Annotated in this window: 23 protein-coding genes; 14 read left to right on the plus strand and 9 right to left on the minus strand. The window is 71.6% G+C overall.

Annotated features, from left to right (window positions below):
- Window positions 1-96 precede the first annotated feature (96 nt).
- The gene (locus IS481_RS17435) at window positions 97-1,440 is read left to right on the plus strand and encodes a D-amino acid dehydrogenase (protein WP_336470040.1); all 1,344 of its coding nucleotides are present in this window, start codon (window positions 97-99) and stop codon (window positions 1,438-1,440) included.
- Between the two features lie 74 nt (window positions 1,441-1,514).
- Window positions 1,515-2,987, plus strand: coding sequence for an alanine/glycine:cation symporter family protein (locus IS481_RS17440; RefSeq protein ID WP_104358851.1), 1,473 nt, complete (start codon window positions 1,515-1,517; stop codon window positions 2,985-2,987).
- A gap of 35 nt (window positions 2,988-3,022) precedes the next feature.
- On the opposite strand, the gene IS481_RS17445 is transcribed toward IS481_RS17440, so the two are convergent.
- A complete protein-coding gene (locus tag IS481_RS17445; protein WP_104358852.1) occupies window positions 3,023-4,429 on the minus strand; it encodes an aminotransferase-like domain-containing protein in 1,407 nt (468 codons plus the stop codon).
- A 172-nt stretch (window positions 4,430-4,601) separates the two neighbouring features.
- On the opposite strand from IS481_RS17445, the gene dctP reads away from it, so the two are divergent.
- The 4 genes from dctP (at window position 4,602) to IS481_RS17465 (ending at window position 8,876) form a co-directional block, all read left to right on the plus strand.
- Complete coding sequence (dctP, locus tag IS481_RS17450) at window positions 4,602-5,648, plus strand: TRAP transporter substrate-binding protein DctP (RefSeq protein ID WP_104358853.1); 1,047 nt, start codon at window positions 4,602-4,604, stop codon at window positions 5,646-5,648.
- Between the two features lie 63 nt (window positions 5,649-5,711).
- Complete coding sequence (locus tag IS481_RS17455) at window positions 5,712-6,260, plus strand: TRAP transporter small permease subunit (protein ID WP_232529355.1); 549 nt, start codon at window positions 5,712-5,714, stop codon at window positions 6,258-6,260.
- Window positions 6,257-7,573, plus strand: coding sequence for a TRAP transporter large permease (locus tag IS481_RS17460; protein WP_104358854.1), 1,317 nt, complete (start codon window positions 6,257-6,259; stop codon window positions 7,571-7,573). The genes IS481_RS17455 and IS481_RS17460 overlap by 4 nt, the downstream gene beginning before the upstream one ends.
- Before the next feature lie 19 nt (window positions 7,574-7,592).
- The gene (locus tag IS481_RS17465) at window positions 7,593-8,876 is read left to right on the plus strand and encodes a hydroxymethylglutaryl-CoA reductase, degradative (protein WP_104358855.1); all 1,284 of its coding nucleotides are present in this window, start codon (window positions 7,593-7,595) and stop codon (window positions 8,874-8,876) included.
- A 24-nt stretch (window positions 8,877-8,900) separates the two neighbouring features.
- On the opposite strand, the gene IS481_RS17470 is transcribed toward IS481_RS17465, so the two are convergent.
- Window positions 8,901-9,116 carry a hypothetical protein gene (locus IS481_RS17470; protein WP_104358856.1) on the minus strand — a complete coding sequence of 72 codons (216 nt, stop codon included), beginning with the start codon at window positions 9,114-9,116 and terminating at the stop codon, window positions 8,901-8,903.
- A gap of 150 nt (window positions 9,117-9,266) precedes the next feature.
- Between IS481_RS17470 and IS481_RS17475 the strand changes: the two genes are divergently transcribed.
- On the plus strand, window positions 9,267-9,917 hold the full coding sequence (locus tag IS481_RS17475) for a dihydrofolate reductase family protein (RefSeq protein ID WP_104358857.1): 651 nt from the start codon (window positions 9,267-9,269) through the stop codon (window positions 9,915-9,917).
- Window positions 9,918-9,926: 9 nt separating this feature from the next.
- Here IS481_RS17475 and IS481_RS17480 read toward each other — a convergent pair whose 3' ends face one another.
- Window positions 9,927-10,517 carry a peroxidase-related enzyme gene (locus tag IS481_RS17480; RefSeq protein ID WP_419186843.1) on the minus strand — a complete coding sequence of 197 codons (591 nt, stop codon included), beginning with the start codon at window positions 10,515-10,517 and terminating at the stop codon, window positions 9,927-9,929.
- A 134-nt stretch (window positions 10,518-10,651) separates the two neighbouring features.
- Entirely contained in the window at window positions 10,652-11,425 is a 774-nt protein-coding gene (locus IS481_RS17485; RefSeq protein WP_104358859.1) for a ferredoxin--NADP reductase, read from the minus strand.
- Between the two features lie 345 nt (window positions 11,426-11,770).
- Here IS481_RS17485 and IS481_RS17490 point away from each other — a divergent pair, with 345 nt between their 5' ends.
- The gene (locus IS481_RS17490) at window positions 11,771-12,802 is read left to right on the plus strand and encodes an AbrB family transcriptional regulator (RefSeq protein ID WP_232529357.1); all 1,032 of its coding nucleotides are present in this window, start codon (window positions 11,771-11,773) and stop codon (window positions 12,800-12,802) included.
- Window positions 12,803-12,820: 18 nt separating this feature from the next.
- On the opposite strand, the gene IS481_RS17495 is transcribed toward IS481_RS17490, so the two are convergent.
- Together IS481_RS17495 and IS481_RS17500 are read right to left on the minus strand one after the other, a co-directional pair.
- Complete coding sequence (locus IS481_RS17495; RefSeq protein ID WP_104358860.1) at window positions 12,821-13,408, minus strand: MOSC domain-containing protein; 588 nt, start codon at window positions 13,406-13,408, stop codon at window positions 12,821-12,823.
- On the minus strand, window positions 13,405-14,235 hold the full coding sequence (locus IS481_RS17500) for a substrate-binding domain-containing protein (protein WP_165908679.1): 831 nt from the start codon (window positions 14,233-14,235) through the stop codon (window positions 13,405-13,407). Before IS481_RS17500 ends, IS481_RS17495 begins: the two co-directional genes overlap by 4 nt.
- A 398-nt stretch (window positions 14,236-14,633) precedes the next feature.
- On the opposite strand from IS481_RS17500, the gene IS481_RS17505 reads away from it, so the two are divergent.
- Window positions 14,634-16,493, plus strand: a complete 1,860-nt coding sequence (locus tag IS481_RS17505) for a phosphoenolpyruvate carboxykinase (GTP) (RefSeq protein WP_104358862.1) — start codon at window positions 14,634-14,636, stop codon at window positions 16,491-16,493.
- Between the two features lie 81 nt (window positions 16,494-16,574).
- Here the strand turns inward: IS481_RS17505 and IS481_RS17510 are convergent, their stop codons facing one another.
- Window positions 16,575-16,889, minus strand: a complete 315-nt coding sequence (locus tag IS481_RS17510) for a hypothetical protein (protein ID WP_132764947.1) — start codon at window positions 16,887-16,889, stop codon at window positions 16,575-16,577.
- Between the two features lie 19 nt (window positions 16,890-16,908).
- A complete protein-coding gene (locus tag IS481_RS17515; RefSeq protein WP_104358864.1) occupies window positions 16,909-17,163 on the minus strand; it encodes a hypothetical protein in 255 nt (84 codons plus the stop codon).
- Between the two features lie 110 nt (window positions 17,164-17,273).
- Between IS481_RS17515 and IS481_RS17520 the strand changes: the two genes are divergently transcribed.
- Together IS481_RS17520 and IS481_RS17525 are read left to right on the plus strand one after the other, a co-directional pair.
- Complete coding sequence (locus IS481_RS17520; protein ID WP_104358865.1) at window positions 17,274-18,221, plus strand: LysR family transcriptional regulator; 948 nt, start codon at window positions 17,274-17,276, stop codon at window positions 18,219-18,221.
- A 139-nt stretch (window positions 18,222-18,360) separates the two neighbouring features.
- Window positions 18,361-20,364 carry a methyl-accepting chemotaxis protein gene (locus IS481_RS17525; RefSeq protein WP_104358866.1) on the plus strand — a complete coding sequence of 668 codons (2,004 nt, stop codon included), beginning with the start codon at window positions 18,361-18,363 and terminating at the stop codon, window positions 20,362-20,364.
- On the opposite strand, the gene IS481_RS17530 is transcribed toward IS481_RS17525, so the two are convergent.
- A complete protein-coding gene (locus IS481_RS17530; protein ID WP_232529359.1) occupies window positions 20,312-20,962 on the minus strand; it encodes a LysE/ArgO family amino acid transporter in 651 nt (216 codons plus the stop codon). The two genes, IS481_RS17525 and IS481_RS17530, sit on opposite strands and share 53 nt — an antisense overlap.
- 73 nt (window positions 20,963-21,035) lie before the next feature.
- Between IS481_RS17530 and IS481_RS17535 the strand changes: the two genes are divergently transcribed.
- From IS481_RS17535 to IS481_RS17545, 3 genes are read left to right on the plus strand one after another with little or no spacing between them, the layout of a single operon-like run.
- The gene (locus IS481_RS17535) at window positions 21,036-21,965 is read left to right on the plus strand and encodes a LysR family transcriptional regulator ArgP (protein ID WP_104358868.1); all 930 of its coding nucleotides are present in this window, start codon (window positions 21,036-21,038) and stop codon (window positions 21,963-21,965) included.
- Window positions 21,962-22,924, plus strand: coding sequence for a DMT family transporter (locus IS481_RS17540; protein ID WP_232529361.1), 963 nt, complete (start codon window positions 21,962-21,964; stop codon window positions 22,922-22,924). Before IS481_RS17535 ends, IS481_RS17540 begins: the two co-directional genes overlap by 4 nt.
- Window positions 22,894-24,471, plus strand: a complete 1,578-nt coding sequence (locus IS481_RS17545; protein WP_104358869.1) for an alkaline phosphatase D family protein — start codon at window positions 22,894-22,896, stop codon at window positions 24,469-24,471. The genes IS481_RS17540 and IS481_RS17545 overlap by 31 nt, the downstream gene beginning before the upstream one ends.
- Window positions 24,472-24,498 lie beyond the last annotated feature (27 nt).

The following is a 24,498-nucleotide window of genomic DNA, read 5'->3' on the forward strand; positions in this document are numbered from 1 at the left end:
GGTTTTCCGTGTTTCTTTCGGCCAGTCCGCACCCCTGCCGAGGAAATCTCCAGGCAGGCTGTACTGAAATCGCTACAGCACGTGGTGGCGTGCTCGATGCAAGTCCTTGATTTCAGGCGCCCCGAGCGTCTGGCACCCGAATTGCACACGCAGGCGGGCCCTGCGGGGCGGACACAGGAGCAAGACATGCAGGTACTGGTTCTGGGCAGCGGCGTGATCGGCGTGTCGATCGCCTACTTCCTGGCGCGCGCCGGCCACGAGGTCACGGTCGTCGACCGGCAGCAGGCGCCGGCGATGGAAACCAGCCATGCCAACGCCGGCGAGGTCTCGCCCGGCTACTCGGCCCCCTGGGCCGGCCCGGGCGTGCCGGTCAAGGCGATCAAGTGGCTGCTGATGCGGCACGCGCCGCTGATCCTGCGGCCGCAGCTGGACCCGGCGATGTGGCGCTGGTGCCTGCAGATGCTGCGCAACTGCACCGCCCGGCGCTACCGCATCAACAAGGCGCGCATGGTGCGCCTGGCCGAATACAGCCGCGACTGCCTGCGCGAGCTGCGCGCCGAGACCGGCATCCGCTACGACGAGCGCGCGCAGGGCACGCTGCAGCTGTTCCGCACGCAGAAGCAGCTCGACGGCGTGGCGCAGGACGTGGAAGTGCTGCAGCAGTTCGGCGTGCCCTACCAGGTGCTGGACCGCGACGGCTACCTGCAGTACGAGCCGGCGCTGGCGACGGTGAAGGAGAAGTTCGTCGGCGCGCTGCGCCTGCCCGGCGACGAGACCGGCGACTGCTTCCTGTTCACCCAGCGGCTTGCCGAGATGGCGCGTGCGCTGGGCGTGAAGTTCGAGTTCGGCGTGCACGTGCAGCGCATCGAGGAAGCCGGCGGCGAGGTCGCCGCGGTGCACACCGACCGCGGGCCGATGCGCGCCGACCGCTACGTGCTCGCGCTGGGCAGCTACTCGCCGCTGCTGGCCCGGCCGCTGGGCCTGCGCCTGCCGGTCTATCCGGTCAAGGGCTACTCGATCACGGTGCCGATCGCCGACTTTGCGCAGGCGCCCGAGTCGACCATCATGGACGAGACGCACAAGGTCGCGATCACGCGCCTGGGCGAGCGCATCCGCGTCGGCGGCATGGCGCAGCTGTCCGGCTACGACCTGCGCCTGGACGAGGCGCGGCGCGAGACGCTGGCCTTCGTGCTGACCGACCTGTTCCCGCGCGGCGGCGACCTCGCCCGCGCCACCTTCTGGACCGGGCTGCGCCCGATGACGCCCGACGGCACGCCCATCCTCGGCCCCTGCCGCCTGCCCAACCTGCTGCTGGCCACCGGCCACGGCACGCTGGGCTGGACCATGGCGGTGGGCACCGGGCGCGTGATCGCCGACCTGGTCAGCGGCCGCACGCCGCAGATCGACATGGAAGGCCTGGACCTCTCGCGCTACGGCTAACGACTGGAAACCTGGCGCGAGCGCCGTCCCCGCGAGACTGGATAACATCGCCGACAACAACAAGGAGACCCCCCATGTCATTTGCCGAAATCGTCAGCGCCCTCAACAGCGTCATCTGGAGCCCGGTTCTCGTGTACCTGTGCCTCGGGGTCGGTCTCTATTTCTCGCTGCGCACGCGCTTCATGCAGGTGCGCGGCTTCGGGCACATGCTGCACCTGATGTTCAAGGGCAAGGCCTCGGAGGCCGGCGTGTCCTCGTTCCAGGCGCTGGCGATGTCGCTGTCCGGGCGCGTGGGCACCGGCAACATCGCCGGCGTCGCGACCGCGATCACCTTCGGCGGCCCCGGCGCGGTGTTCTGGATGTGGATGGTGGCCTTCCTCGGCGCCTCCACCGCCTACGTCGAATCGACGCTGGCACAGATCTACAAGGAGAAGGACGACCAGGGCCTGTACCGCGGCGGCCCGGCCTACTACATCGAGAAGTGCATGGGCCAGAAGTGGTACGCCTGGATCTTCGCGGTGGCCACCGTGATCGCCACCGGCCTGCTGCTGCCCGGCGTGCAGGCCAACAGCATCGCCTCTGGCCTGGAGAACGCCTGGGGCATCGACACCCGCGTGACCGCCGCGATCATCGTGATCCTGCTGGGCTTCATCATCTTCGGCGGCGTCAAGCGCATCGCGAAGTTCGCCGAGATCGTCGTGCCGTTCATGGCACTGGCCTACATCCTGGTCGCGCTGGTCATCGTGCTGCTCAACATCACCCAGCTGCCCGCGATGGTCGCGCTGATCTTCAGGAGCGCCTTCGGCCTGGAGGCCGCCTTCGGCGCGGTGCTGGGCCTGGCGGTCGAGTGGGGCGTCAAGCGCGGCGTCTACTCGAACGAGGCCGGCCAGGGCACCGGCCCGCACCCGGCCGCCGCGGCCGAGGTGCAGCACCCGGCGCAGCAGGGCTTCGTGCAGGCCTTCTCGATCTACGTCGACACGCTGCTGGTGTGCTCGGCCACCGCCTTCATGCTGCTGTCGACCGGCATGTACAACGTCACCGGCCCGGACGGCGCGGCGCTCTACGGCGGCCTGCCCGGCGTCGAGACCGGCCCGCGCTACACGCAGGCCGCGGTCGAATCGGTGATGCCGGGCTTCGGCGCGCCCTTCGTCGCGCTGGCGCTGTTCTTCTTCGCCTTCACGACCATCGTGGCCTACTACTACATGGCCGAGACCAACATCGCCTACATCAACCGCAAGGTGCACCGGCCCTGGCTGAGCTTCGTGCTCAAGCTCGGCATCATGGCCGCGGTGACCTACGGCGCGGTGCGCAGCGCCACGGTGGCCTGGGACCTGGGCGACATGGGCGTGGGCCTGATGGCCTGGCTCAACATCATCGCGATCATCATCATCCAGAAGCCCGCGCTGCTGGCGCTGAACGACTACGAGCGCCAGAAGAAGGCGGGCCTGGCGCCCGCCTTCGACCCCGAGAAGCTGGGTATCCGCAACGCGCACTTCTGGGTCGAGCGCCTGCGCGCGGACCGCGAGGCACGCCGCCAAGGGGAGTGACGCGCCGCCGCGCGCGGCGCCCGGGCCCTGCGGGGTCAGACGCCGCGCCGCCGCAAGGCCGCCCGCAGGGCCTTGGCAAAGCGCGGGTCGCTGACCGCACCCACGTTGAAGCGCGACCAGCGGCACGCCGCCGACGCATCGACGCAGAAGATGCGCCCCGGCGCCAGCACGATGCGCTGGGGCAGCACCTCCTTGGCGAACTCCAGCGTGTCGGGCACGCCGGGCAGCGCGACCCACAGGTACAGCGACGGCGCGCTGCGCGCGAACACCTCCGCCCCCAGCCCGTCGAACAGGCGCAACGCCTGCTCCATCGCCTGCGCCAGCCGGTCGCGCAGGCGCTTGAGGTGCCGCTGGTAGTGGCCCTCGCTGAGGATCACGTCGACGGTGCGCTCGCAGTACTCCGAGCTGCCGACGTGGATCAGCGCCTTCAGGTCCGCGAGGTCGCTGGCGAGATCGGCGCTGGAGGCGATGAAGCCCACGCGCAGCGCCGCCGAGAACGACTTCGAGAAGCTGCCGATGTAGATCGTGCGCTCCAGCTGGTCCAGCGCCGACAGCCGCGGCGCCGAGGTCGGCGCGAAGTCGGCCAGCGGGTCGTTCTCGACGATGCGCAGGTCGTATCTCTGCGCCAGCTGCAGCACCTTGAACGCCTTGGCCGCCGACAGCGCCGAGCCGGTCGGGTTGTGCGCGATCGACTGCGTGAAGAACAGCCGCGGCCGGTGGAGCTGCAGGCATTGCTCCAGCGCCGCGAGGTCCGGCCCGTCGGGCTGCCGCGGCACGCCGACGATGCGTGCGCCGGCGAGCTTGAGCTTGCCGAACAGCGGGTAGTAGCCGGGGTCGTCGACCAGCACCGTGCCGCCCGGCGGCACGAAGTAGCGCACCACCATGTCCATCGCCTCGTTGGCGCCGTGCGTCAGCACGATCTGGCGCGGCTCGGCGCCGATGCCGAAGTCGGCCAGCTTGCGCACCAGGTGCTCGCGCAGCGGCCGGTAGCCGAAGCGGCTGCCGTAGCGGAACAACGCGCCCAGCCCGGTACGCACCACCTTGTGGTGGTAGCGGTCCAGCCGCGCCTCGGCGAGCCACTCCACCGGCGGGAAGCCGTCGCCGACCGCGAAGGTGCCCGGCTCGGTCTTGAGCTGCTCGCGCATCATCCAGACGATGTCCATCGCCCGGTCCAGCGAGCCGGCGTCGTCGTCTTCCGGCGGCCGGCCCGCCGCCTGCTCGCGCACGTAGTAGCCCGAGCCGCGGCGCGGCTCGACCAGCCCTTGCGCCACCAGCCACTCGAACGAGGCGACCACGGTGTTCTTCGCGTAGCCGTGCAGCTGCGCCAGCTCGCGCAGCGAGGGCAGCTTGTCGCCGGGGCGGTACGCGCCTTCGCGGATCTGCCGCTCGAGCGACCGGGCCAGCGTCGCGGCGAGCGTGGGTCGGGTTCGGGGAGCGCTCATGCGTGCAGGATGGGTGGTGCGGCCCGGAAATGCTAGGGCAGGATGGCACTGTCGCAGTCACTGGACCCCCGCTGTCCCGCAAAACTGTACCCATCATGACTGGTACAGCGACCTACAGTGGGACGTGCAGCGGTCCGTCCACTGCCTCGACAAGAACGGAAGGAGACAAACCATGAGCGACATGAACCTCCGGCGTCGCCGCCTGATCCAGTCCGCCGTGGCCGGCGCGGCTGCGGCCGCCGCGGCCGCCCCCCGCGTGGCCTCGGCCCAGTCCACCGTGACCTGGCGCATGCAGGCACTGTGGGACGGCGGCACCACCCCGCAGAAGTTCGAAGAGCTGTTCGTCAAGCGCGTGTCCGACCTCACCGGCGGGCGCTTCCGCATCAACCTGTTCGCGGCCGGCCAGATCGTGCCCGCGGCGCAGGCCTTCGACGCAGTGCGCGGCGGCGCCTTCGAGATGATGAAGACCTTCGACGGCTACGAGGCCGGCAAGATCCCGGCGCTGGCCTTCACCAGCACGGTGCCGTTCGGCTTCAACGAAAGCGACGAGTACGAGGCCTGGTTCTACGAGAAGGGCGGCCTGGAGATGGCCCGCCAGGCGTACGCACCGGCCGGGCTGCACTACATCGCGCCCACCGTGTACGGCCAGGAGCCGCTGCACTCCAAGGTGCCGATCCGCCGCATCGCCGACCTGGCCGGCAAGAAGGGCCGCTTCGTCGGGCTGGCCTCGACCGTGATGGGCGCCTTCGGCGTCGCGGTCACGCCGCTGCCCACCGGCGAGGTGTACTCCGCGCTCGACAAGGGCGTGGTCGACATGGCCGACCGCGGCGACCTGACCGCCAACTACGAGGCCGGCCTCGCGGAAGTGGCCAAATACGTGATCCTGCCCGGCTTCCACCAGCCCACCACCGCGACCTGCTACGTCGCCAACCGCGGCGCCTGGGACAAGCTGCCGGCCGAGTTCAAGGCCGCGCTGGAGGTCGCCGCGCGCGAGGTCTCCTCGGCGCTGCGCCAGCGCATCCTGGTCAACGACGCGGCCGTGCTCGCCAAGTACCAGGCCAAGGGCTGCGAGATCATCCGCTTCTCCGCCGCCGACCTGGCCGCCGCCCGGCCCAAGGCCATCGAGGCCTGGCGTGCCGCGACCAAGGGCGATGCGCTGGCGACCAGGATGCTCGACAGCCAGATCGCCTTCATGAAGGAACTGGGCCTGATGAGCTGACGGCCCTGCCGCCGCACCGCGCCCGGCGCGCGGTGCGACGCCCTGCCCTGGAGGAGCTTGCCCGTGCCTGCCTGGCTGCGCGTGCCGGTGGCCGCCATCACCGGCCTGAACCGCACGCTGTTTCGCATCACCGTGTGGCTGATGGCCGTCGTGGTGCCGGTGATGGTGTACGAAGTGGTGTGCCGCTACCTGTTCAACGCGCCCACCGTATGGGGGATGGAACTGGCGGTGCTGCTGTTCGGCCCCTACTTCCTGCTCGGGGGCCCCTACCTGCTGCACCTGCGCGGCCATGTCGCGCTGGACCTCGTCCACGCGCGGCTCAGCCCCAGGTGGCGGCGCCGCGTGGACCTGCTCAACTACCCGGTGATCGTCGCCTTCTGCGCCATCCTGCTGTACTACAGCGTGCCGCCGGCGCTCAACGCCTTCGCCTACCGCGAGACCAGCTTCTCGGCCTGGAACCCGCCGATCTGGCCGTTCAAGGCCGCGGTGCCGGTGGCCCTGCTGCTGATGCTGCTGCAGGCGCTCGCGGAGTTCGTGCGCACCTGCTTCGAGGCGCCTGAAGCCGCAAGGCAGGCCCAGCCCGTGGCCGACGCGCAGGAGGTGCGGCCATGACGCCCAACACCATCCTGCTGCTGATGTTCGGCGGCCTGACGCTGTTCATGCTCACCGGCCTGCCGATCGCCTTCGTGCTGGGCGGGCTGTCGCTGCTGTTCACCGTCACGCTGTGGGAGCCCAACGCGGTCGTCGTGCTGGTGCTGCAGATCTTCGACACGATGCGCTCGGAGGCGCTGCTGGCCATCCCGCTGTTCATCCTGATGGCCTGCATCCTGCAGCGCTCCGGCGTGATCGAGTCGCTGTACCGCGCGATGGAGCTGTGGTTCGGCCGCCTGCGCGGCGGGCTCGCGATCGGCACCGTGGTGATCTGCGTCGTGATGGCGGCGATGACCGGCGTGGTCGGCGCGGCGGTGACCGCGATGGGCATCCTCGCGCTGCCCGAGATGCTGCGCCGCGGCTACGAGCCGAAGCTGGCGCTGGGCACGATCTGCGCGTCGGGGACGCTGGGCATCCTGATCCCGCCCTCGGTGCTGACCATCGTGTACGCGGTGACGGCGCAGATCTCGATCGGCCAGATGCTGATCGCCGGCATCGTGCCGGGCCTGCTGCTCGCGTCGCTGTACGTCCTCTACATCCTGGTCGCCGGCTGGCTCAAGCCCGAGTGGGTGCCGCTCGACCCGCATGCGCAGCGCGTGCCGCTGCGCGACAAGCTGGTCGCGCTCAAGGCGCTGGTCGCGCCGGCCTTCCTGATCGTGCTGATCCTTGGCTCGATCTTCTTCGGCGTGGCCACGCCCACCGAGTCGGCCGCGGTCGGCGTGGTCGGCGCGATGGTGCCGGCGCTGCTCGCGCGCAAACTGGACCTGGCAATGCTGCGCGAGGCCGGCACCGACGCGCTGAAGGCCACCGCGATGATCCTGTGGATCACCATCGGCGCGAAGGCCTACGTGGCGATCTTCACCGGCCTGGGCGGCGCCGACACGCTGCTGGAGTTCATCCGCACGCTGGACGTCGACCGCTGGCTGATCCTGGCCGCGATGATGCTGCTGCTGGTGTTCCTCGGCACGGTGCTCGACGAGCTCGGGATCATCCTGCTGACCGTGCCGGTGTTCCTGCCGATCGTGCGCGCGCTGGGCTTCGACGAGCTGTGGTTCGGCGTGCTGTTCGCCGTGACGATCCAGATGGGCTACATCAGCCCGCCCTTCGGCTACACGCTGTTCTACGTCAAGGCGACCCTGCCGAAGCACATCGGCATGGGCGCCGTCTACCGCGGCATCGTGCCCTTCTTCGTGCTGCAGGCGGCGGGCCTGCTGATCTGCGCCGCCTTCCCCGACCTGGTCACCTTCCTGCCGCGCCTGATGATCAACCGTTGACGCCTTCGGAGCCTGCCCCATGAACCACCCCGGGACCACCAGCCGCATCGCCGGCTTCCACAAGCTCGACCGCACCGGCCGCATCGACGCCGTCGCGCGCTTTGCCGGGCTCGACGTGCAGGAGCGCTCGCACCTGGAGAACACCGGCAACCTGCCCGCCGACGTGGCCGACCACATGATCGAGAACGTGATCGGCACGATGAACATCCCGATCGGCATCGCGACCAACATGCGCATCGACGGCCGCGACCGGCTGATCCCGATGGCCACCGAGGAGTCCTCGGTGGTGGCGGCGGTCTGCAACGCCGCGCGCCAGTGCTACGACAACGGCGGCTTCACGACCTCGATGTCGGGCACCGAGATGATCGCGCAGGTGCAGCTGACCGACCTGCCCGACCCGCACCACGCGCGGCTGCGCATCCTCGAGCGCGAGGCCGAGGTCCGCGACCTGTGCAACGCCTGCGATCCCGTGCTGGTGCGCCTGGGCGGGGGCTTCCGCGAGCTGCAGGCGCGCGTGCTCGACACCCCGGGCGGGGCGATGGTGATCGTGCACCTGATCGTCGACACGCGCGACGCGATGGGCGCCAACGCGGTCAACACGATGGCCGAGACGCTGGCGCCGCACCTCGCGCAGTGGACCGGCGCGACGAGCCGGCTGCGCATCCTGTCCAACCTGGCCGACCGGCGCGTGGCACGCGCGCGCTGCGTCTGGAAGGTGGATGCGATCGGCGGCCCCGAGGTGCGCGACGGCATCCTCGCGGCCTACCACTTCGCCGCGGCCGACCCGTACCGCGCCGCCACGCACAACAAGGGCATCATGAACGGCGTGAGCGCGGTGGTGCTGGCCACCGGCAACGACACCCGCGCGGTGGAGGCGGGCGCGCACGCCTACGCGGCGCGCCACGGCCACTACGGCAGCCTCAGCATGTGGGAGGCCACGCCCGAAGGCGACCTGGCCGGCTCGCTGGAGCTGCCGCTCGCGGTGGGCCTGGTCGGCGGGGCCACGCGCGTGCACCCGACCGCTCAGCTGGCGCTGAAGATCCTCGGCGTCGGCACGGCCGAGGAGCTGGCGCGCGTGATCGCCGCGGTGGGACTGGCGCAGAACTTCTCGGCGCTCAAGGCACTCGCGACCACCGGCATCCAGAAGGGCCACATGGCACTGCACGCGCGCAACATCGCGATCATGGCCGGGGCGACCGGCGAGGAGGTCGAGGCGGTGGCGCGCGCGCTGGTGGCGCAGGGCCGCGTGCGCATGGACGTGGCCGAGGCGGAGCTGCAGGCGCTCAGGCGCGGCCGCGGCTGAAGCCGACTGCGCCGCGGCGGCCCGTCAGCCGAACCAGAGGGTCCACAAGGCGGCCAGCACGTGGCCCCAGATCAGCACGTTGACGCCGAGCAGCGCGAAGGTGCGCGTGAATCCCCACAGCCGGCTCGCGCGCCGCGCGTGGTCATCGTCGCCCGTGACGGCATACATCACCAGCGACAGCGCCGACGGCACGAAGGTGCCGACGATCAGCACTCCCATCACCCAGTAGAAGATCCGCATCGCGCGATTATTGCCAGCCGCCGCCCGGCCCGGAAGGGGCTACGCCCGCTCGGGGGAGCGCCCGGTCGTGTCGAAACGCCGCCCGCTGCTTCGTCGTGTCGGTGACGGGCCCCTGCCCGTCATGGCGAAGACTTCCCGAGGAGCACCGACATGACCCGACTGCGCGTTGCCTGTTTCGCGATCTCCCTGGACGGCTACGGCGCCGGCCCCCGGCAGAGCCTGGCGCATCCGCTCGGCGAGCACGGCGAGGAACTGCACCGCTGGGCGTTCGCCACGCGCAGCTTCGCGCTGCGGCTCGGGCTCGGCACGGAGGGCACGACCGGCATCGACGACACCTTCATGCAGCGCGGCTTCGAGGGCGTGGGCGCCTGGATCCTCGGGCGCAACATGTTCGGCCCGGTGCGCGGGCCCTGGCCGGACGAGCGCTGGCGCGGCTGGTGGGGCGAGGAGCCGCCCTACCACACCCCCGTGTTCGTGCTGACCCACCACCCCCGGCCACCGCTGGAGATGGCCGGCGGCACCACGTTCCACTTCGTCACCGACGGGATCGAGGCGGCGCTGGCGCGGGCGCGCGCCGCCGCCGGCGGGCTGGACGTGCGCCTGGGCGGCGGGGTCGCGACACTGCGCCAGTACCTGGCCGCGCGCCTGGTCGACGAGATGCACCTGGTGCTCTCCCCGGTGCTGCTGGGCGAGGGCGAGTCGCTGTTCGCCGGGCTGAACCTGCGCGCGCTGGGCTACGCCTGCACCGAGCAGGTGGTGGGCGAACAGGCCACGCACCTGGTGTTCACGCGGCGCGACTGAGGCCGGGGCTCAGGCCGGCTTCTTCTCGCGCGGCACGCGGCCGAGCAGGTAGAACTCGTCGTTGGGCCGCAGGCTGATCAGGTTGGCCATGCGGTTGCTCAGGCCGAACAGCGCCGTGATCGCGCCGATGTCCCAGATGTCCTCGTCGCTGAAGCCGTGCGCGCGCAGCGCCTCGAAGTCGGCGTCGGTGATGCTGGCCGAGTCCTTGCAGACCTTGAGCGCGAACGCGAGCATGGCCTTCTGGCGCGGGGTGATGTCGGCCTTGAGGTAGTTGGTCGCGATCTGGTCGGCCAGCAGCGGCTGCTTCTCGTACACGCGCAGGATGGCCCCGTGCGCGACCACGCAGTACAGGCACTGGTTGGCCGCCGAGGTCGCGACGATGATCATCTCGCGCTCGCCCTTGGTCAGCCCGCCTTCCTTGAGCAGCAGCGCGTCGTGGTAGGCGAAGAAGGCACGCGCCTCGTCCGGCCGGTGCGCCAGCGCGAGGAACACGTTGGGCACGAAGCCGGCCTTGGCCTGCACTTCCAGGATGCGCTCGCGCAGGTCGTCCGGCAGGTCGGCGAGCTCGGGCACGGGGTAACGGCTGATGGGCGGGGACACGCGGGGCACTCCTTGCGGGCAGCCGACAATGGCTGCGGACACGAACGACGACGGGCTCCCGTGGGAGCCCGTCGATCTTAGGAGGCCGTGCCCGCCCCGCGTCCCGGGGCCAACCCGGTTGACGCCGCCGCGCCTTACTGGTCGGCGAAGGCGCGCTCGATCACGTAGTCGCCCGGCGTCGTGGTGTTGCCCTCGTTGAAGCCGCGGTCGTCCAGCATCTTCTTGAGGTCGCGCAGCATCTGCGGGCTGCCGCAGATCATCACGCGGTCGTGCTCGCGGTCCAGCTCGGGCAGGTGCAGGTCCTTGAACAGCTTGCCGTCCTCGATCAGCGTCGTGATGCGGCCCTGGTGGTGGTAGGGCTCGCGCGTGACGGTCGGGTAGTACATCAGCTTGCCGGCGGCCAGCTCGCCCAGGAACTCGTGTTCGGGCAGTTCCTTGGTGATCAGGTCCTGGTAGGCCAGCTCGGCGACCTGGCGGGTGCCGTGCACCAGGACCACCTTCTCGAAGCGCTCGTAGGTTTCCGGGTCGCGGATGATGGACAGGAACGGCGCCAGGCCGGTGCCGGTGGCCAGCAGGTACAGGCGCTTGCCGGGCAGCAGGTAGTCCAGCAGCAGCGTGCCGGTGGGCTTGCGGCCGACCAGGATGGTGTCCCCCACCTTCAGGTGCTGCAGGCGCGAGGTCAGCGGGCCGTCAGGCACCTTGATGCTGAAGAACTCGAGGTGCTCCTCGTAGTTGGGGCTGGCCACGCTGTAGGCCCGCAGCAACGGCTTGCCATCCACCTTCAGGCCGATCATGGTGAAGTGCCCGTTCTTGAAGCGGAAAGCCTGGTCCCGGGTGGTGGTGAAGCTGAACAGGCGATCGGTCCAGTGACGCACGCTCAGCACGCGTTCTTCATTGAAGGCACTCATGACGGATGACTAGGGTGGTTGGAACGACGAGGCCGGCAGCCCACGCCCGAGGAAGCTCCGGGAAAACCCGGGGACAAGGACTCGATCATACAGACAGCCTGGGAATGAATCACCCCTATTCAAATAGCCCAGACGCATAACGAGTGGATTTCTTGACGCAGCTCAGCGCCCGGCCGGCCCCGCCGTGGCAACCGCGCAGGTACGCAGGGCGCGCGGATCGCCGGTGACAGGGCAGGGACAGCCGGGGGCTGCTAGCATCGGGCCCCCTCCGGGATCTCCCCGGGGGCTGCGCCCTCTCCCCGCTGTCCCGTGCTGGTTTCCATTTCCTGGCCGCGCCTGCGTCGCGTGGCCCTCACCCTCGTCGTCGCGGCGCTGGCCGCCTTGCTGTGCCAGGCGGCGGGCGCCCCGCTGCCATGGATGATCGGCCCGCTGCTGGCCACCGCCGTCGGCTGCATGGCCGGTGCCCCGCTGGCCGGCTCCACCGCGCTGCGCAACGCCGGGCAATGGGCCATCGGCACCGCGCTGGGCCTGTACTTCACGCCGCAGGTGGTGGGCACGGTGGCCAGCCACTGGGCCGCGATCCTGGCCGGCATCGCCTGGGCGCTGGCCAGCGGCACGGCGTTCGGCGCCTTCCTGGCGCGCGCCAACCGCGACATCCCGGGGCTCGACAGAGCAACCACTTACTTCGCCAGCGCGATCGGCGGTGCCTCCGAGATGGCCGTGCTGGCCGAGCGCCACGGCGGGCGCATCGACCTGGTCGCCTCGGCCCACAGCGTGCGCGTGCTGATGGTGGTGGTGCTGATCCCGCTCGCGTTCCAGTTCGCCGGCATCCATGGCGCCGACCCGTTCGTGCCCGGCCCGCGCGAGGTGCGGCCCGCGGGCCTGTTGCTGCTGATCGTGCTGACCTCGGCCGCCTCGCTGCTGCTGCGCCGGCTGAACAAGCCCAACCCCTGGGTGCTGGGTTCGCTGGCGGTCGCCGCCGGGCTGACCGCCAGCGGCATCGAGCTGTCGGCGCTGCCGCAGTGGATGACCAACCTCGGCCAGCTGTTCATCGGCGTGGCGCTGGGCAGCCGCTTCACGCCGGACTTCCTGCACACCGCGCCGCGCTGGCTGTTCAGCGTCGCCGCCGGCACCCTGGTGATGATCGTCGCCAGCGCCGGCTTCGCGCTGCTGCTGTCGCGATGGAGCGACGTGCACGCCGCGACGCTGATGCTGGGCACCTCGCCCGGCGGCATCGCCGAGATGTGCATCACCGCCAAGGTGCTGCAGCTGGGCGTGCCGATCGTGACCGCCTTCCACGTCACGCGCATGGCGGCGGTGGTGCTGCTGGCCGGGCCGCTGTTCCGCCTCGGTGAGCGGCGCCGCGCCGGCGCCTGAATCGGCCCGTCGCGTCCTTCAGCGGCGCGCGCGGGCCTCGAACAGCTCGCGGATCGACACCTCGCGCGGCCCGGGCACCACCTCGAAGGGCTCGCCGGCGGCGATCCAGCCCGGCTCGCGCACCGAGAGGTAGAAGCCGCAGTAGCCGGACTGCACCATCAGCCGGCTGGCCTGTCGGAAGCCCATCGCCGCCTCGAACTTGAAGCAGGGCAGGCGCGGCGCGCTGACCGCCAGCACGCAGCGCGGGAATCGCAGCAGGTCGCCGACCCAGGCCTGCGCCTCCAGCAGGCCCTGCAGCACGAGGTTCTCGCCCAGGCTGCCCGGCGGCAGCGCGCCGGCGTCCCCGGGGCCCGGCCAGGGCTGCAGCCCGGCCTGCGCGCGCACCGTGGCCCAGAAGGCGTAGTGCTCCGACGGGTAGGCATAGACCGCCTTGTCCAGCCCGCCGTGCACCTCGAGGTCGGCCTGCTCGTCGCCGGCCAGGCCCAGCGGCCGGACCGCCACCGGCCCGTCCACCGTCTGCTTGCCGTAGGCGGTCGCGACCGGACGCCCCTGGATCTCGCGCGCCTGCACCGTGCCGACGCAGACCGCGCGCACGCTGCCGTTCATGCGCCGCGGCTCGCGCTGTAGCCGCCCGGGGCGCGCGCCACGACGCGCCGGCCGGTCGGGCCGGTGAGCCAGTCGACGAACATGCGGGCGGCCGGATGGTGGCTGCGGAACGAGCGCATCGCATGGAAGCGGTCCGCCAGGCGCGGGTCGTCCTGCACCAGCACGCCCAGGCCGGCGCGCTGCTTCGAGGCCAGCCAGGTGCCGCGGTCGACCAGCACGTAGGCGCCCTGCGCCGCGGCCTGCGCCAGCGTCTCGCCGGCGCCACCGGCGGACTTCAGCAGCCAGGGGCCCTGCGGCACGACGCCGGCGGTGCGGAACAGCGCGGCTTCCTTCAGCTGCGCGCCCGAGCCGTCCACCGCCGAGACGAAGCGGGCCTGCCCCTGCGCCCCGGCTTCGGCGATGCGCGCCAGCGCCGCGGCGGCGTCGGTGCCGCCGGCCAGGCCCAGCGGGTCCTTGCCGCGTTCCTTGCCTTGCGTCGCCACCGGCCCGGCCAGCACGAAGCGGTTGGCCGCGATGAAGCGCCGGTCGTGGATCAGTCCTTCCTTTTCCAGCCCCGCCTCGATCTCGGGCGCGTGGGTGATCGCCACGTCCAGCTCGCCACGCTCGAGCAGGTCCAGCAACTTGCCGCTGGCCCCCGGGGTCATCGTCACGGCCAGCCCCGTGTCGCGCGCCAGCGCGGCGCGCACGTGCCGGGCAAAGCCGCTGTCGGACAGCGCGGTCGCGACACCCACCAGCAGCGGCACCGTCTGGGGCCGGCGCTGCTGGGCTTGGGCAGGCAGGACGGCCGCGAGCGAGGCGGCCAGCAACAGTCGGCGGTGCACGGTCATCGGTGACGACGGGAATCTGGACGGACGGGACAAGGCGAGCGCCATCTTACTGAAGCCCGGCCGCCCGGCGGCACCCGCGGGACGGGCTTGCCTGCGTCGCATGGCGCCATTCGTGATCTGCATAACAGCCTGGCGCAGCCCGGGTACAACGCGATTACACTGGCCCCCTGCCCCGGCGCCAGCCCGTGCCCATCCGCACGCGGAGCGCCCGGCCGCGCGACGCTGCGCACGACGCTTGCTCGCCCGGTTCACCGGCCCGGCGCCCCGACTCCGGGGGCTGCGGGCCCTCTCCCGCTCCACAGCGCGGCATCCGGAAAGCCCCGAGCTGCTCGACGCCGTTTCGAGCCTCCCCGGCAGCCGGCTTCCCGGATCCCGTGTTTCAACGTTTGGAGAGTCTGATGAACCAGCCTGTCATGCAGGGGCTGCAGCTGAATGCGCCCGCCTACGTGAAGAACGCCAAGCTGCTGTCCTGGGTGGCCGAGATCGCCGCGCTGACCCAGCCCGCGCGCATCCACTGGTGCGACGGCAGCCAGGAGGAGTACGACCGGCTGTGCCAGCAGCTGGTCGAGGCCGGCACCTTCCGCCGCCTGAACCCCGAGAAGCGCCCGAACAGCTACCTGGCGTGGAGCGACCCGAGCGACGTCGCCCGCGTCGAGGACCGCACCTTCATCTGCAGCCAGCGCCAGGAAGACGCCGGCCCGACCAACAACTGGGTCGCCCCGGCCGAGATGCGCGCCATCCTGCAGACCGGCGAGAACGCCCTGTTCAAGGGCTGCATGCGCGGGCGCACGATGTACGTGGTGCCGTTCTCGATGGGCCCGCTGGGCTCGCCGATCGCGCACATCGGCGTGGAGCTCTCCGACAGCGCCTACGTGGCGGTCAACATGCGCATCATGACCCGCATGGGCCGCGCGGTGTACGACGTGCTGGGCACCGACGGCGAGTTCGTGCCCTGCGTGCACTCGGTGGGCGCCCCGCTCGCGCCGGGCCAGCGCGACGTGCCCTGGCCCTGCAACCCGACCAAGTACATCGTCCACTACCCCGAGACCCGCGAGATCTGGAGCTACGGCTCGGGCTACGGCGGCAACGCGCTGCTGGGCAAGAAGTGCTTCGCGCTGCGCATCGCCTCGACCATGGGCCGCGACCAGGGCTGGCTGGCCGAGCACATGCTGATCCTCGGCGTGACCTCGCCCGAGGGCCGCAAGTACCACGTCGCCGCGGCCTTCCCGAGCGCCTGCGGCAAGACCAACTTCGCGATGCTGATCCCGCCCCGGGGCTTCGAGGGCTGGAAAGTCACCACCATCGGCGACGACATCGCCTGGATCAAGCCGGGCCCGGACGGGCGCCTGTACGCGATCAACCCCGAGGCCGGCTACTTCGGCGTCGCGCCTGGCACCAACACCGAGACCAACCCCAACTGCATGGCCTCGCTGCAGCGCGACGTGATCTTCACCAACGTCGCGCTGACCGATGACGGCGACGTCTGGTGGGAAGGCATGGGCGAGCCGCCGGCGCACTGCCTGGACTGGCAGGGGCAGGACTGGACGCCGCAGCTCGGCAAGGAGACCGGCCGCAAGGCGGCGCACCCGAATGCCCGCTTCACCGTGGCCGCGACCAACAACCCGGCGCTGGACGAGGCCTGGGACGACCCGCGCGGCGTGCCGATCGACGCCTTCGTGTTCGGCGGGCGCCGCTCCACCACCGTGCCGCTGGTGACCGAGGCACGCAACTGGACCGAGGGCGTCTACATGGCCGCGACCATGGGCTCGGAGACCACCGCCGCCGCCGCGGGCGCGCAGGGCGTGGTGCGGCGCGACCCGTTCGCGATGCTGCCGTTTGCCGGCTACCACATGGCCGACTACTTCCGGCACTGGCTGGAGCTGGGCCGCCAGCTGGAGGCCAGCGGCGCCAAGCTGCCGAAGATCTACTGCGTCAACTGGTTCCGCAAGGGCGAGGACGGCAAGTTCGTCTGGCCCGGCTACGGCGAGAACATGCGCGTGCTCAAGTGGATGCTGGACCGCGTCGAGGGGCGCGGCGCCGGCAGCGAGCACGTGTTCGGCATCTCGCCGCGCTACGAGGACCTGCAATGGCAGGGCCTCGCCTTCGGCCCGCAGCAGTACCAGCAGGTCATCGGCATCGACACCTCGGCCTGGCAGGCCGAGCTGCGCCTGCACGAGGAACTGTTCCGCCAGCTCGGCGAGCGGGTGCCGGCCGCGCTGCTGGACGTCAAGCGCCGCTTCGAGGCCGTGATCGGCTGAGCGCCGGCGCCTCCCGGAACGAAAAAACCCGCCGGGGCCCGGCGGGTTTTTCTTCATGGGCGGCGGCGCGCGCTGCGGGAATCAGCGATCCAGTTCCGGATCGTAGCGGCAGGCGGCGGCACGCAGGTCGGCGGCAAAGCCCGGCTGGGTGCGCTCGTAGTAGCGCGCCATGCGCAGCACGTACTCGACCGACTCGGGGCCGGACGGCTCGCGCTTGATCAGGCGGCCGATGCGGTCGCCCAGGTTCCAGGCGCCGACCCAGGCCTTGACGAACAGGGGGCCGACGGCAGCCAGCAGGGCGTAGGCCTTGGCGAACAGGGTGCCCAGGAATTGCGCTGCCGAGGGCTTGATCTCGCGGGCAGCGACTTGCAGTTCCACAGTGGTAGCAGCAGTCATGGTCGTTCTCCTTGCGAGGTCAGCGGGACATGGCAGCGGCGAGATAGGCTCGCGCGGCCTGGCGCAACTCAGCCGCCTCGCGCGGCTGGGTGGCCTGGTAACGGTTGGCCAGCAGGTTCAGTTCATGCGCCACGCGGGTCGCCTGCGGACGTCCCGAGAGGAACAGTCGCGCAACGACCCCGAGGCGGCGAGCCACGGCGGCGCCGAGGATGGTGGCGCCACGAGGGGCACGGTCACGGGTGGCGACCTGCACTTCAACGGTGGTGGCGTTCATCGTGGTGGTCCTTGTGGGATCAGGTGTAACCATTATGGGGTTTACCCTAGGTATGTCGCAAATGAATTTTGTGAATCATCGCCATTCATGATGGTGATGACTGCCGCCCGATGAACTTCCGCACCCTGGACCTGAACCTGCTGCGCGTCTTCGACCAGGTGATGGCCGAACAGAACCTCACGCGCGCCGCCGAACGCCTGGCGATGACCCAGCCGGCGGTGAGCAACGCGCTCAAGCGCCTGCGCGAGGCGCTGGGCGACGAGCTCGTGGTGCGCACCGCCTTCGGGGTCAAGCCCACGCCCAAGGCCGAGGCGCTGTGGCCGCAGGTGCGCGCCGCGCTGGACCGGTTGCGCGAGGCGATCGACCCGCCGGAGTTCGACCCGCAGCACACCCAGGCGGGCTTCCGCCTGGCGATGGCCGACGCCACCGCCGCCACGCTGCTGCCGCTGCTGACCTCGGACCTGGAGCGCCGCGGTGCCCAAGTGAGCATTCGCATCCTCCCGCTGACCACGCGCGATCCGCGCCGGCTGCTCGAGCACGGCGAGGTGGACTTCGCGCTGGGCTACTTCCCGGTGGCGGTGGCGGCGCTGTCCTCGCAGGGGGACACCGCCCGGCTGCGCCACCACCGGCTGTGGGACGACGAATACGTCTGCGTGATGCGCCGCAACCACCCCCTGGCCCAAGCCGAGCTGACCCTGGACGCGTTCTGCACGGCGCACCACCTGCTGGTCAGCTTCTCGGGCCGGCCGCACGGCTTCGTCGACGAGGCGCTGGCCGCGCTCAACCGCAGCCGCCGCATCGTGCTGACGGTCAACCAGTTCTTCACCGCCGGGCGCGTGGTCACCCAGGCCGACCTGCTGACCGTGCTGCCGCGGCGTTTCGTGCCGGCCACCGGGATGGCCGACGCGCTGGTGATCAAGCCGCTGCCGATCGCGCTGCAAGGCATCCACGTGGAAGTGCTGTGGCACCAGCGGCACGACCACGACCCGGCGCACCGCTGGATGCGCGAGCGCATCCTGGACGCCGCGGCCCAGCGCGCGCGGGAACCGGTCGCCTGATGCGAGCACCGGGCGCTGATCGCACCGCGCGGCCTGCGGCTTGAGCCAGCGCAAGCCGGGACGCCCGGGCGGTCAAGCGGGGCCATGACGCACCGATATCCGTGCGTCACGCAACCGGCGCCTTGCGCCCGAGGATCGAATGAACTGGCTCGCCAACCTCCGTTTTTCACGCAAGTTCGCGCTGCTGGGCCTGCTGGCCGGCATCGCGACCGCCCTGCCCTTCCTGCTCTACCTGCGCGCCGCGCAGCGCGACCTGGACTTCGCCGCCGACCAGCAGGCCGGCATCCCGGTGATGACCGCGCTCTACGAGGTGCTGCGCACGACGCAGGAGCATCGCGGCCTGTCCAACACCGCGCTGGCCGGCAACGAAAAAGCCGCGGCGGCACGCCACGCCAAGGAAGCCGAGGTCCAGGCCAGCCTGGATGCTGCCGGGCAGCTGATGAGCGGCGCGCTGCGGCCGGCCTGGCAGCCGCTGACGGCACAGTGGCAGGCGCTGGCCGGCGAGGTGCGCCAGGCCCGCGTCGACGCCGGCACGGCGTTCGCGCGCCACACCGCGCTGATCGACGGCCTCCTGCAGCTGCTGGCGCAGGCGCGTGACGCGTACCGCTGGACGCTCGACCCCGAGCCGCACACCTTCAACACGATGACGGCCACCGCGATCGACGGCGTGCGCTTCACCGAGTACCTCGGCCAGCTGCGCGGCATGGGGGCACGCCTGCTGACCCAGGGCCAGGCCAGCACGCAGGAGCGGCTGCAGATGCATGCGCTGCTGGTGCACGCGCGCGACAGCCATGCCCGCACGGTCGAAGGGCTCGAACGCGCGATGGCCGCCCATCCGGACTACCGGCAGGCGCTCGCCCCGCAGCTGCAGGCGCTGAAGACCGAGGTCGGCGCCGCCCTCGCCCTGGCGTTGAACGAGATCGTCGAGGCGCCGGCGCTCGGCTACGACGCCAACGCCTACTTCGACGCCGGCACGCGCGCGATCCGCCGGCAGTTCGAGCTGAACCGGCACGCCACGGAGCTGCTCGGCGCCTCGCTCGGCGAGCGCCGCCGGGCGCTGCGCCGCGACGCGGCCCTGCTGGCCGGCACCGTGCTCGCCTTTGCGCTGGCCTGCGGCGGCTTCGCGTTCGTCTTCGCCCGCAGCACGGTCGGCCGGCTGCACCAGGCGCGCCTGGCCGCCGACGCCGTCGCGCAGGGCGACCTGCGCAGCCGCATCGAGCCGGCCGGCAAGGACGAGCTGGGCCAGCTGATGGGGGCGCTGCGCGCGATGCAGGACAACCTGGTGCACATGGTCGCGCAGGTGCGCGCGAACGCCGACAGCCTCGCCACTGCGAGCCAGCAGATCGCCGCCGGCGCGCACGACCTCAGCACGCGCACCGAACAGCAGGCCAGCTCGCTGGAGGAAACCGCCGCCAGCATGGAGCAGCTGACCGGCACCGTCGCGCAGAACGCCAACCACGCGGGGCAGGCCGACCGGCTGGCGCAGGACACCGCGACGCTGGCGCAGCAAAGCGGCGAGACGGTGGGCCGCATGGTGCAGACCATGCAGGACATCCAGCGCGGCAGCCACCAGATGGCCGACATCATCGGCGCGATCGACGACATCGCCTTCCAGACCAACCTGCTGGCGCTCAACGCCGCGGTGGAAGCCGCGCGCGCCGGCGAACAGGGCCGCGGCTTCGGCGTCGTGGCCGGCGAGGTGCGTCGCCTGGCGCAGCGCAGCGCCAGCGCCGCCCAGGAGATCAAGGCCCTGATCGCCGACAGCAGCCGGCGCATCGAGGCCGGCACCTCGCTGGCCGAGCAGGCCGGCACCACCATGCAGGACATGGTCGGCGCGATCCAGCGCGTCTCGCAGATCGTCGAACAGATCTCGATCGCCTGTCGCGAGCAGAGCGCCGGCATCGCCCAGGTCAACCAGGCGGTGGCGCACATGGACGAGAACACGCAGCAGAACGCCGCGCTGGTGGAGGAGTCGGCCGCCGCGGCGGAGAGCCTGCGCACGCAGGCCGCCCAGCTGGCCGCCGCCGTCGGCACCTTCCGGCTCCCCGACGACGCCGCGGCGGTTCAGGCCGGCGCCGACCGCGCCGCGCTCATGGCGCGCCCAGCGGCCGCCATGCCAGCTGCACGGCCATCCATAGCATGACCACCGCGATGCCGGCGTCGATCGCCCGCCACACGCCCGGCTGGCGCAGCCAGCGCGAGGCCCACGCGGCGCCGAAGCCGAGCAAGGCGAACCACAGTGCCGAGGCCGCACCGGCACCGACGACGAAGGCCACCCGGGCCGCACCGGGGTGGCCCGCGCCGAGCGAGCCCATCAGCACCACGGTGTCGAGGTAGACGTGCGGGTTCAGCCAGGTCATCGCCGCGGTGGCGACCAGCGTCGGTGCAAGGCGCTGCCCCGCCCCCTCGGCCACCAGCGCCTGTGCCGGGCCGCGCCACGCACGCCAGGCGGCGCGCAGCCCGTACAGCAGCAGGAACGCGGCGCCGCCCAGGCGACACGCCTCCAGCCAGCGCGGCGAGGCGGCGATCAGCGCGCCCAGCCCGAACACGCCCAGCACGGTAAGCACCCAGTCGGACACGGTGCAGAACGCCACCACCGGCGCGACATGCGAGCGCGTCAGCCCCTGGCGCAGCACCAGCGCGTTCTGCGCGCCGATCGCGACGATCAGCCCGCCCATGGTCAGCAGCCCCTGCAAGGCGGCGGAAGCCAGCGGCTGCATCGAGGTCGTTTCGTGAAGCATCCGGCGATTGTCCGGGGCAAGGTAGGATGGATGAAGCGAGTTGAATATTTCTCGCGCCTCATTAGCGCCTCTGATGAAGAACCTCGATCCTTCCGCCCTCGAGTGCCTGGCCGCGCTGGTCGACGAGGGCAGCTTCGAGCGCGCTGCCGTGCGGCTGGCGATCACGCAGTCGGCCGTCTCGCAGCGGCTGCGCGCGCTGGAGTCCTCGGTGGGCCAGCTGCTGGTGGTGCGCTCGCGCCCGCTGCGCCTGACCGAGCCGGGGCGGGTGCTGCTGCGCTACGCCCGCCAGTGGCAGGCCCTGCGTGCCGACGCCGAACGCGAGCTGGACGCCACGGTGCGCCCGGACGAGCGGCTGCCGATCGCGGTCAACGCCGACAGCCTGGCGACCTGGGTGCTGCCCGCGCTGGACCCGCTGGTGCAGGACGGCCTGCTGCTGGAGCTGATCGTCGACGACCAGGACTTCACCCATGAGCGGCTGCGCCAGGGCGCGGTGCTCGGCTGCGTCTCCACCGTCAGCCAGGCGCTGCGCGGCTGCAGCCTCGACCCGCTGGGCGCGATGGAGTACGTCGCGGTGGCCAGCCCGGCGTTCGTCGCGCGCGAACTGCCGCGGGGATTGCACCGCTGCAACTTCGCCGAGGTGCCGTTCCTCGTGTTCGACCGCAAGGACGACATGACCCAGCTGTGGGTCGAGCAGGCCTTCGGCGTGCGCGGGCCGCGCCTGCGCGAGCGCTTCGTGCCCTCCTCCGAGGCCTACGTGCAGGCCGCGCGCATGGGCTGGGGGGTGGGCATCGTGCCGCTGCCCCAGGTGCCGTCCGAACTGGCGCGCGGCGAGCTGGTGCTGCTGCACCCGCAGGTGCGCGTGCACGTGCCGCTGTACTGGCACTGCTGGAAGCTGGGGGACCAGCACCGCCCGGGCAGCACGCTCGGGCGCATCGGCGACGCGCTGGTCGCCGGCGCGCGCGCGGTGCTGCAGCCGCTGCCGGCCACCGGGAGCGGCGCATGAGCCCGCAGGGCAACCGCATCCCGGCCGGCATCGCCGCGGGACTGGCCGCCGGCGCGCTGTGGGGGCTGGTGTTCGTGCTGCCACGGCTGGTGCCGGCCTACAGCAGCATCGAGGTGACGCTGGGCCGCTACGGCGCCTACGCGGCGGTCTCGGCGCTGGCGCTGGCCTGGACCTGGCGGCGCGCGCGTCCCCACCTGCGCCCGCAGGTGCTGGTCGCCGCCCTGCTGCTCGGCTGGCTGGGCAACAGCCTGTACTACCTGATGGTGGTGTTCGCGGTGCGCTGGGCCGGCACGGCGCTGACCGGCCTCATCATCGGCACGATCCCGCTGTGGCTGCTGCTGATCGGCCGCCCGCCGGGGCTCAGGCTCGCGCGGCTGGCACCGGGGGCGCTGTGCACCGCCACCGGCCTGGCCCTGATGCACTGGAGCGCCAGCCGCATCCACGCCGGCCCGATGTTCGGCTGGGGCATCGCCTGCGCGACCGGGGCGCTGGTGGCCTGGTCCAGCTACGCGGTGCTCAACGCGCGCTGGATGAAGCGTCACACCGCGCTGCCCAACGACGTCTGGACCAACCTGCTGGGCCTGGCCACCCTGCTCGGCCTGCTGCCGCTGTTCGCGCTGGCGCAGCCGGGCGCGGCGCTGCCTGCGGAACGCGACGCGCAATGGGCGCTCTATGTGGGAATCTCGCTCGCGATGGGGCTGGGGGCATCGTGGCTGGCGACCTGGCTGTGGAACCTGGCCAGCCAGCGGCTGCCGACCTCGCTCGCGGGCCAGCTGATCGTCAGCGAGACGCTGTTCGCGCTGGCCTACGGCTTCGCCTACGAGCAGCGCTGGCCCTCGGCGCTGGAATGGGCCGCGGCGGTGCTGTTCGCCGCGGGCATCGTCTGGGCGATCCGGCACCATCGCCAGCCCGACGACCGCATCCTCCCATGCAACGACGCGACCTCCTCACCCTGCTGAGCCGCAGCGCCGCGCTGCTCGCGCTGGGCAGCCTGTTCGACGCCGACGGCCCGCAGGCGCGGGCGCCGGCCTTCGCGCGACCGCGCTTCACCGGCTACCCGTTCACGCTGGGCGTGGCCAGCGGCATGCCGCGCCCGCACTCGGTGGTGCTGTGGACGCGGCTGGCGCCCGATCCGTACGCCGAGGGAGGCGGCCTGCCCGGGCAGCCGCTCGCGGTGCGCTGGGAACTGGCCGAGGACGCGCACTTCCGCCACCGGGTGCGGGCAGGCGAGGCGGTCGCGCAGCCGGCGCACGCGCACAGCGTGCATGTCGAGGTGCAGGGACTGGACAGCGGCCGCACCTACTACTACCGCTTCATGAGCGGCGATGCGGTGAGCCCGATCGGCCGCACCCGCACCGCGCCAGCGGAGCACGAGCCGGTGCGGCGGCTGCGGCTGGCGCTGGCCTCCTGCCAGCACTACGAGCAGGGCCACTACGCGGTGCACCGGGAGATCGCCGCGCGCGACCTGGACTTCGTGCTGTTCGTCGGCGACTACATCTACGAGACCAGCCACCCCGACCACATGGTGCGGGCACACGAAGGGCCGACGCCGACGCGGCTGGACACCTACCGCCGCCGGCACGCCACCTACAAGCTGGACCCGCACCTGCGCGCGGCACACGCGGCCCACCCCTGGGTGCTGACCTGGGACGACCACGAGGTGGAAAACGACTACGCCGGCGAGCACTCCTGGTTCGACCTGGACACCGCCTCGTTCCTGCGCCGGCGCGCGGCCGCCTACAAGGCCTACTTCGAGCACATGCCCGTGTCGCCGGCGATGGCACCGCAAGGGCCGGCGATGCGCATCCACGACCGCTACACCTGGGGCCAGCTGGCCGAGCTGTGGACGCTGGACACCCGCCAGTACCGCAGCATCCCGGCCTGCAGCCCCCACCCGCGGCTGTCGGGCGGACGCCTGCTGCACCGCTGCGCCGAGCTGGTCGACGACCGCCGCAGCCTGCTCGGCGCCGAGCAGGAACGGTGGCTCGCGGCCGGCCTGCACCGCAGCACGCGCGCCTGGAAGCTGCTCGCCCAGTCGACCCAGATCAGCCCCTGGGGCGTGGACACGCCGGTGGGCCGCAGCGTCTACAGCGACAGCTGGGACGGCTACCCGCGTGCCCGCGAACGGCTGCTGGCCGGCATCGCCGAAGCCGGCGTGCGCGACGTCGTCACGCTGGGCGGCGACGTGCACCGCCACGTCGCCGCCCAGCTGCGCCTGCGTCCCAACGACCCGCGCTCGCCCGTCGTGGCCAGCGAGTTCGTCACCACCTCGGTGACCTCGCGCGGCCTGCCCGAAAGCGTGATGGGCGTGATCCGCTACGCCAACCCCGACCTGGTCCACGCACGCAGCGACGAGCGCGGCTATGCGCTGGTCGAGTTCACGCCGGCGTCGGCACGCTGCGAGTTCCGCGCCACCGCCCATCCCGTCGCGCAGGATGCGCGCCTGCACACGCAGGCGGCGTACGCGGTCGAGCGCGGCCGCGCCGGCGTGCAGCGCGACCGCTGAGACCACGGGCAGTGGCGCTCGCGCCAC

The organism is Caldimonas thermodepolymerans (genome assembly GCF_015476235.1).
Classification (GTDB): domain Bacteria; phylum Pseudomonadota; class Gammaproteobacteria; order Burkholderiales; family Burkholderiaceae_C; genus Caldimonas; species Caldimonas thermodepolymerans.

Excerpts from the sequence above, each read along its gene's own strand:
- IS481_RS17435 (WP_336470040.1), top strand. The coding sequence starts at position 97 with ATGCAAGTCCTTGATTTCAGGCGCCCCGAGCGTCTGGCACCCGAATTG.
- IS481_RS17440 (WP_104358851.1), top strand. The coding sequence starts at position 1,515 with ATGTCATTTGCCGAAATCGTCAGCGCCCTCAACAGCGTCATCTGGAGC.
- IS481_RS17445 (WP_104358852.1), bottom strand. The coding sequence starts at position 4,429 with ATGAGCGCTCCCCGAACCCGACCCACGCTCGCCGCGACGCTGGCCCGG.
- dctP (WP_104358853.1), top strand. The coding sequence starts at position 4,602 with ATGAGCGACATGAACCTCCGGCGTCGCCGCCTGATCCAGTCCGCCGTG.
- IS481_RS17460 (WP_104358854.1), top strand. The coding sequence starts at position 6,257 with ATGACGCCCAACACCATCCTGCTGCTGATGTTCGGCGGCCTGACGCTG.
- IS481_RS17465 (WP_104358855.1), top strand. The coding sequence starts at position 7,593 with ATGAACCACCCCGGGACCACCAGCCGCATCGCCGGCTTCCACAAGCTC.
- IS481_RS17470 (WP_104358856.1), bottom strand. The coding sequence starts at position 9,116 with ATGCGGATCTTCTACTGGGTGATGGGAGTGCTGATCGTCGGCACCTTC.
- IS481_RS17475 (WP_104358857.1), top strand. The coding sequence starts at position 9,267 with ATGACCCGACTGCGCGTTGCCTGTTTCGCGATCTCCCTGGACGGCTAC.
- IS481_RS17485 (WP_104358859.1), bottom strand. The coding sequence starts at position 11,425 with ATGAGTGCCTTCAATGAAGAACGCGTGCTGAGCGTGCGTCACTGGACC.
- IS481_RS17495 (WP_104358860.1), bottom strand. The coding sequence starts at position 13,408 with ATGAACGGCAGCGTGCGCGCGGTCTGCGTCGGCACGGTGCAGGCGCGC.
- IS481_RS17500 (WP_165908679.1), bottom strand. The coding sequence starts at position 14,235 with ATGACCGTGCACCGCCGACTGTTGCTGGCCGCCTCGCTCGCGGCCGTC.
- IS481_RS17505 (WP_104358862.1), top strand. The coding sequence starts at position 14,634 with ATGAACCAGCCTGTCATGCAGGGGCTGCAGCTGAATGCGCCCGCCTAC.
- IS481_RS17510 (WP_132764947.1), bottom strand. The coding sequence starts at position 16,889 with ATGACTGCTGCTACCACTGTGGAACTGCAAGTCGCTGCCCGCGAGATC.
- IS481_RS17515 (WP_104358864.1), bottom strand. The coding sequence starts at position 17,163 with ATGAACGCCACCACCGTTGAAGTGCAGGTCGCCACCCGTGACCGTGCC.
- IS481_RS17520 (WP_104358865.1), top strand. The coding sequence starts at position 17,274 with ATGAACTTCCGCACCCTGGACCTGAACCTGCTGCGCGTCTTCGACCAG.
- IS481_RS17525 (WP_104358866.1), top strand. The coding sequence starts at position 18,361 with ATGAACTGGCTCGCCAACCTCCGTTTTTCACGCAAGTTCGCGCTGCTG.
- IS481_RS17530 (WP_232529359.1), bottom strand. The coding sequence starts at position 20,962 with ATGCTTCACGAAACGACCTCGATGCAGCCGCTGGCTTCCGCCGCCTTG.
- IS481_RS17535 (WP_104358868.1), top strand. The coding sequence starts at position 21,036 with ATGAAGAACCTCGATCCTTCCGCCCTCGAGTGCCTGGCCGCGCTGGTC.
- IS481_RS17540 (WP_232529361.1), top strand. The coding sequence starts at position 21,962 with ATGAGCCCGCAGGGCAACCGCATCCCGGCCGGCATCGCCGCGGGACTG.
- IS481_RS17545 (WP_104358869.1), top strand. The coding sequence starts at position 22,894 with ATGCAACGACGCGACCTCCTCACCCTGCTGAGCCGCAGCGCCGCGCTG.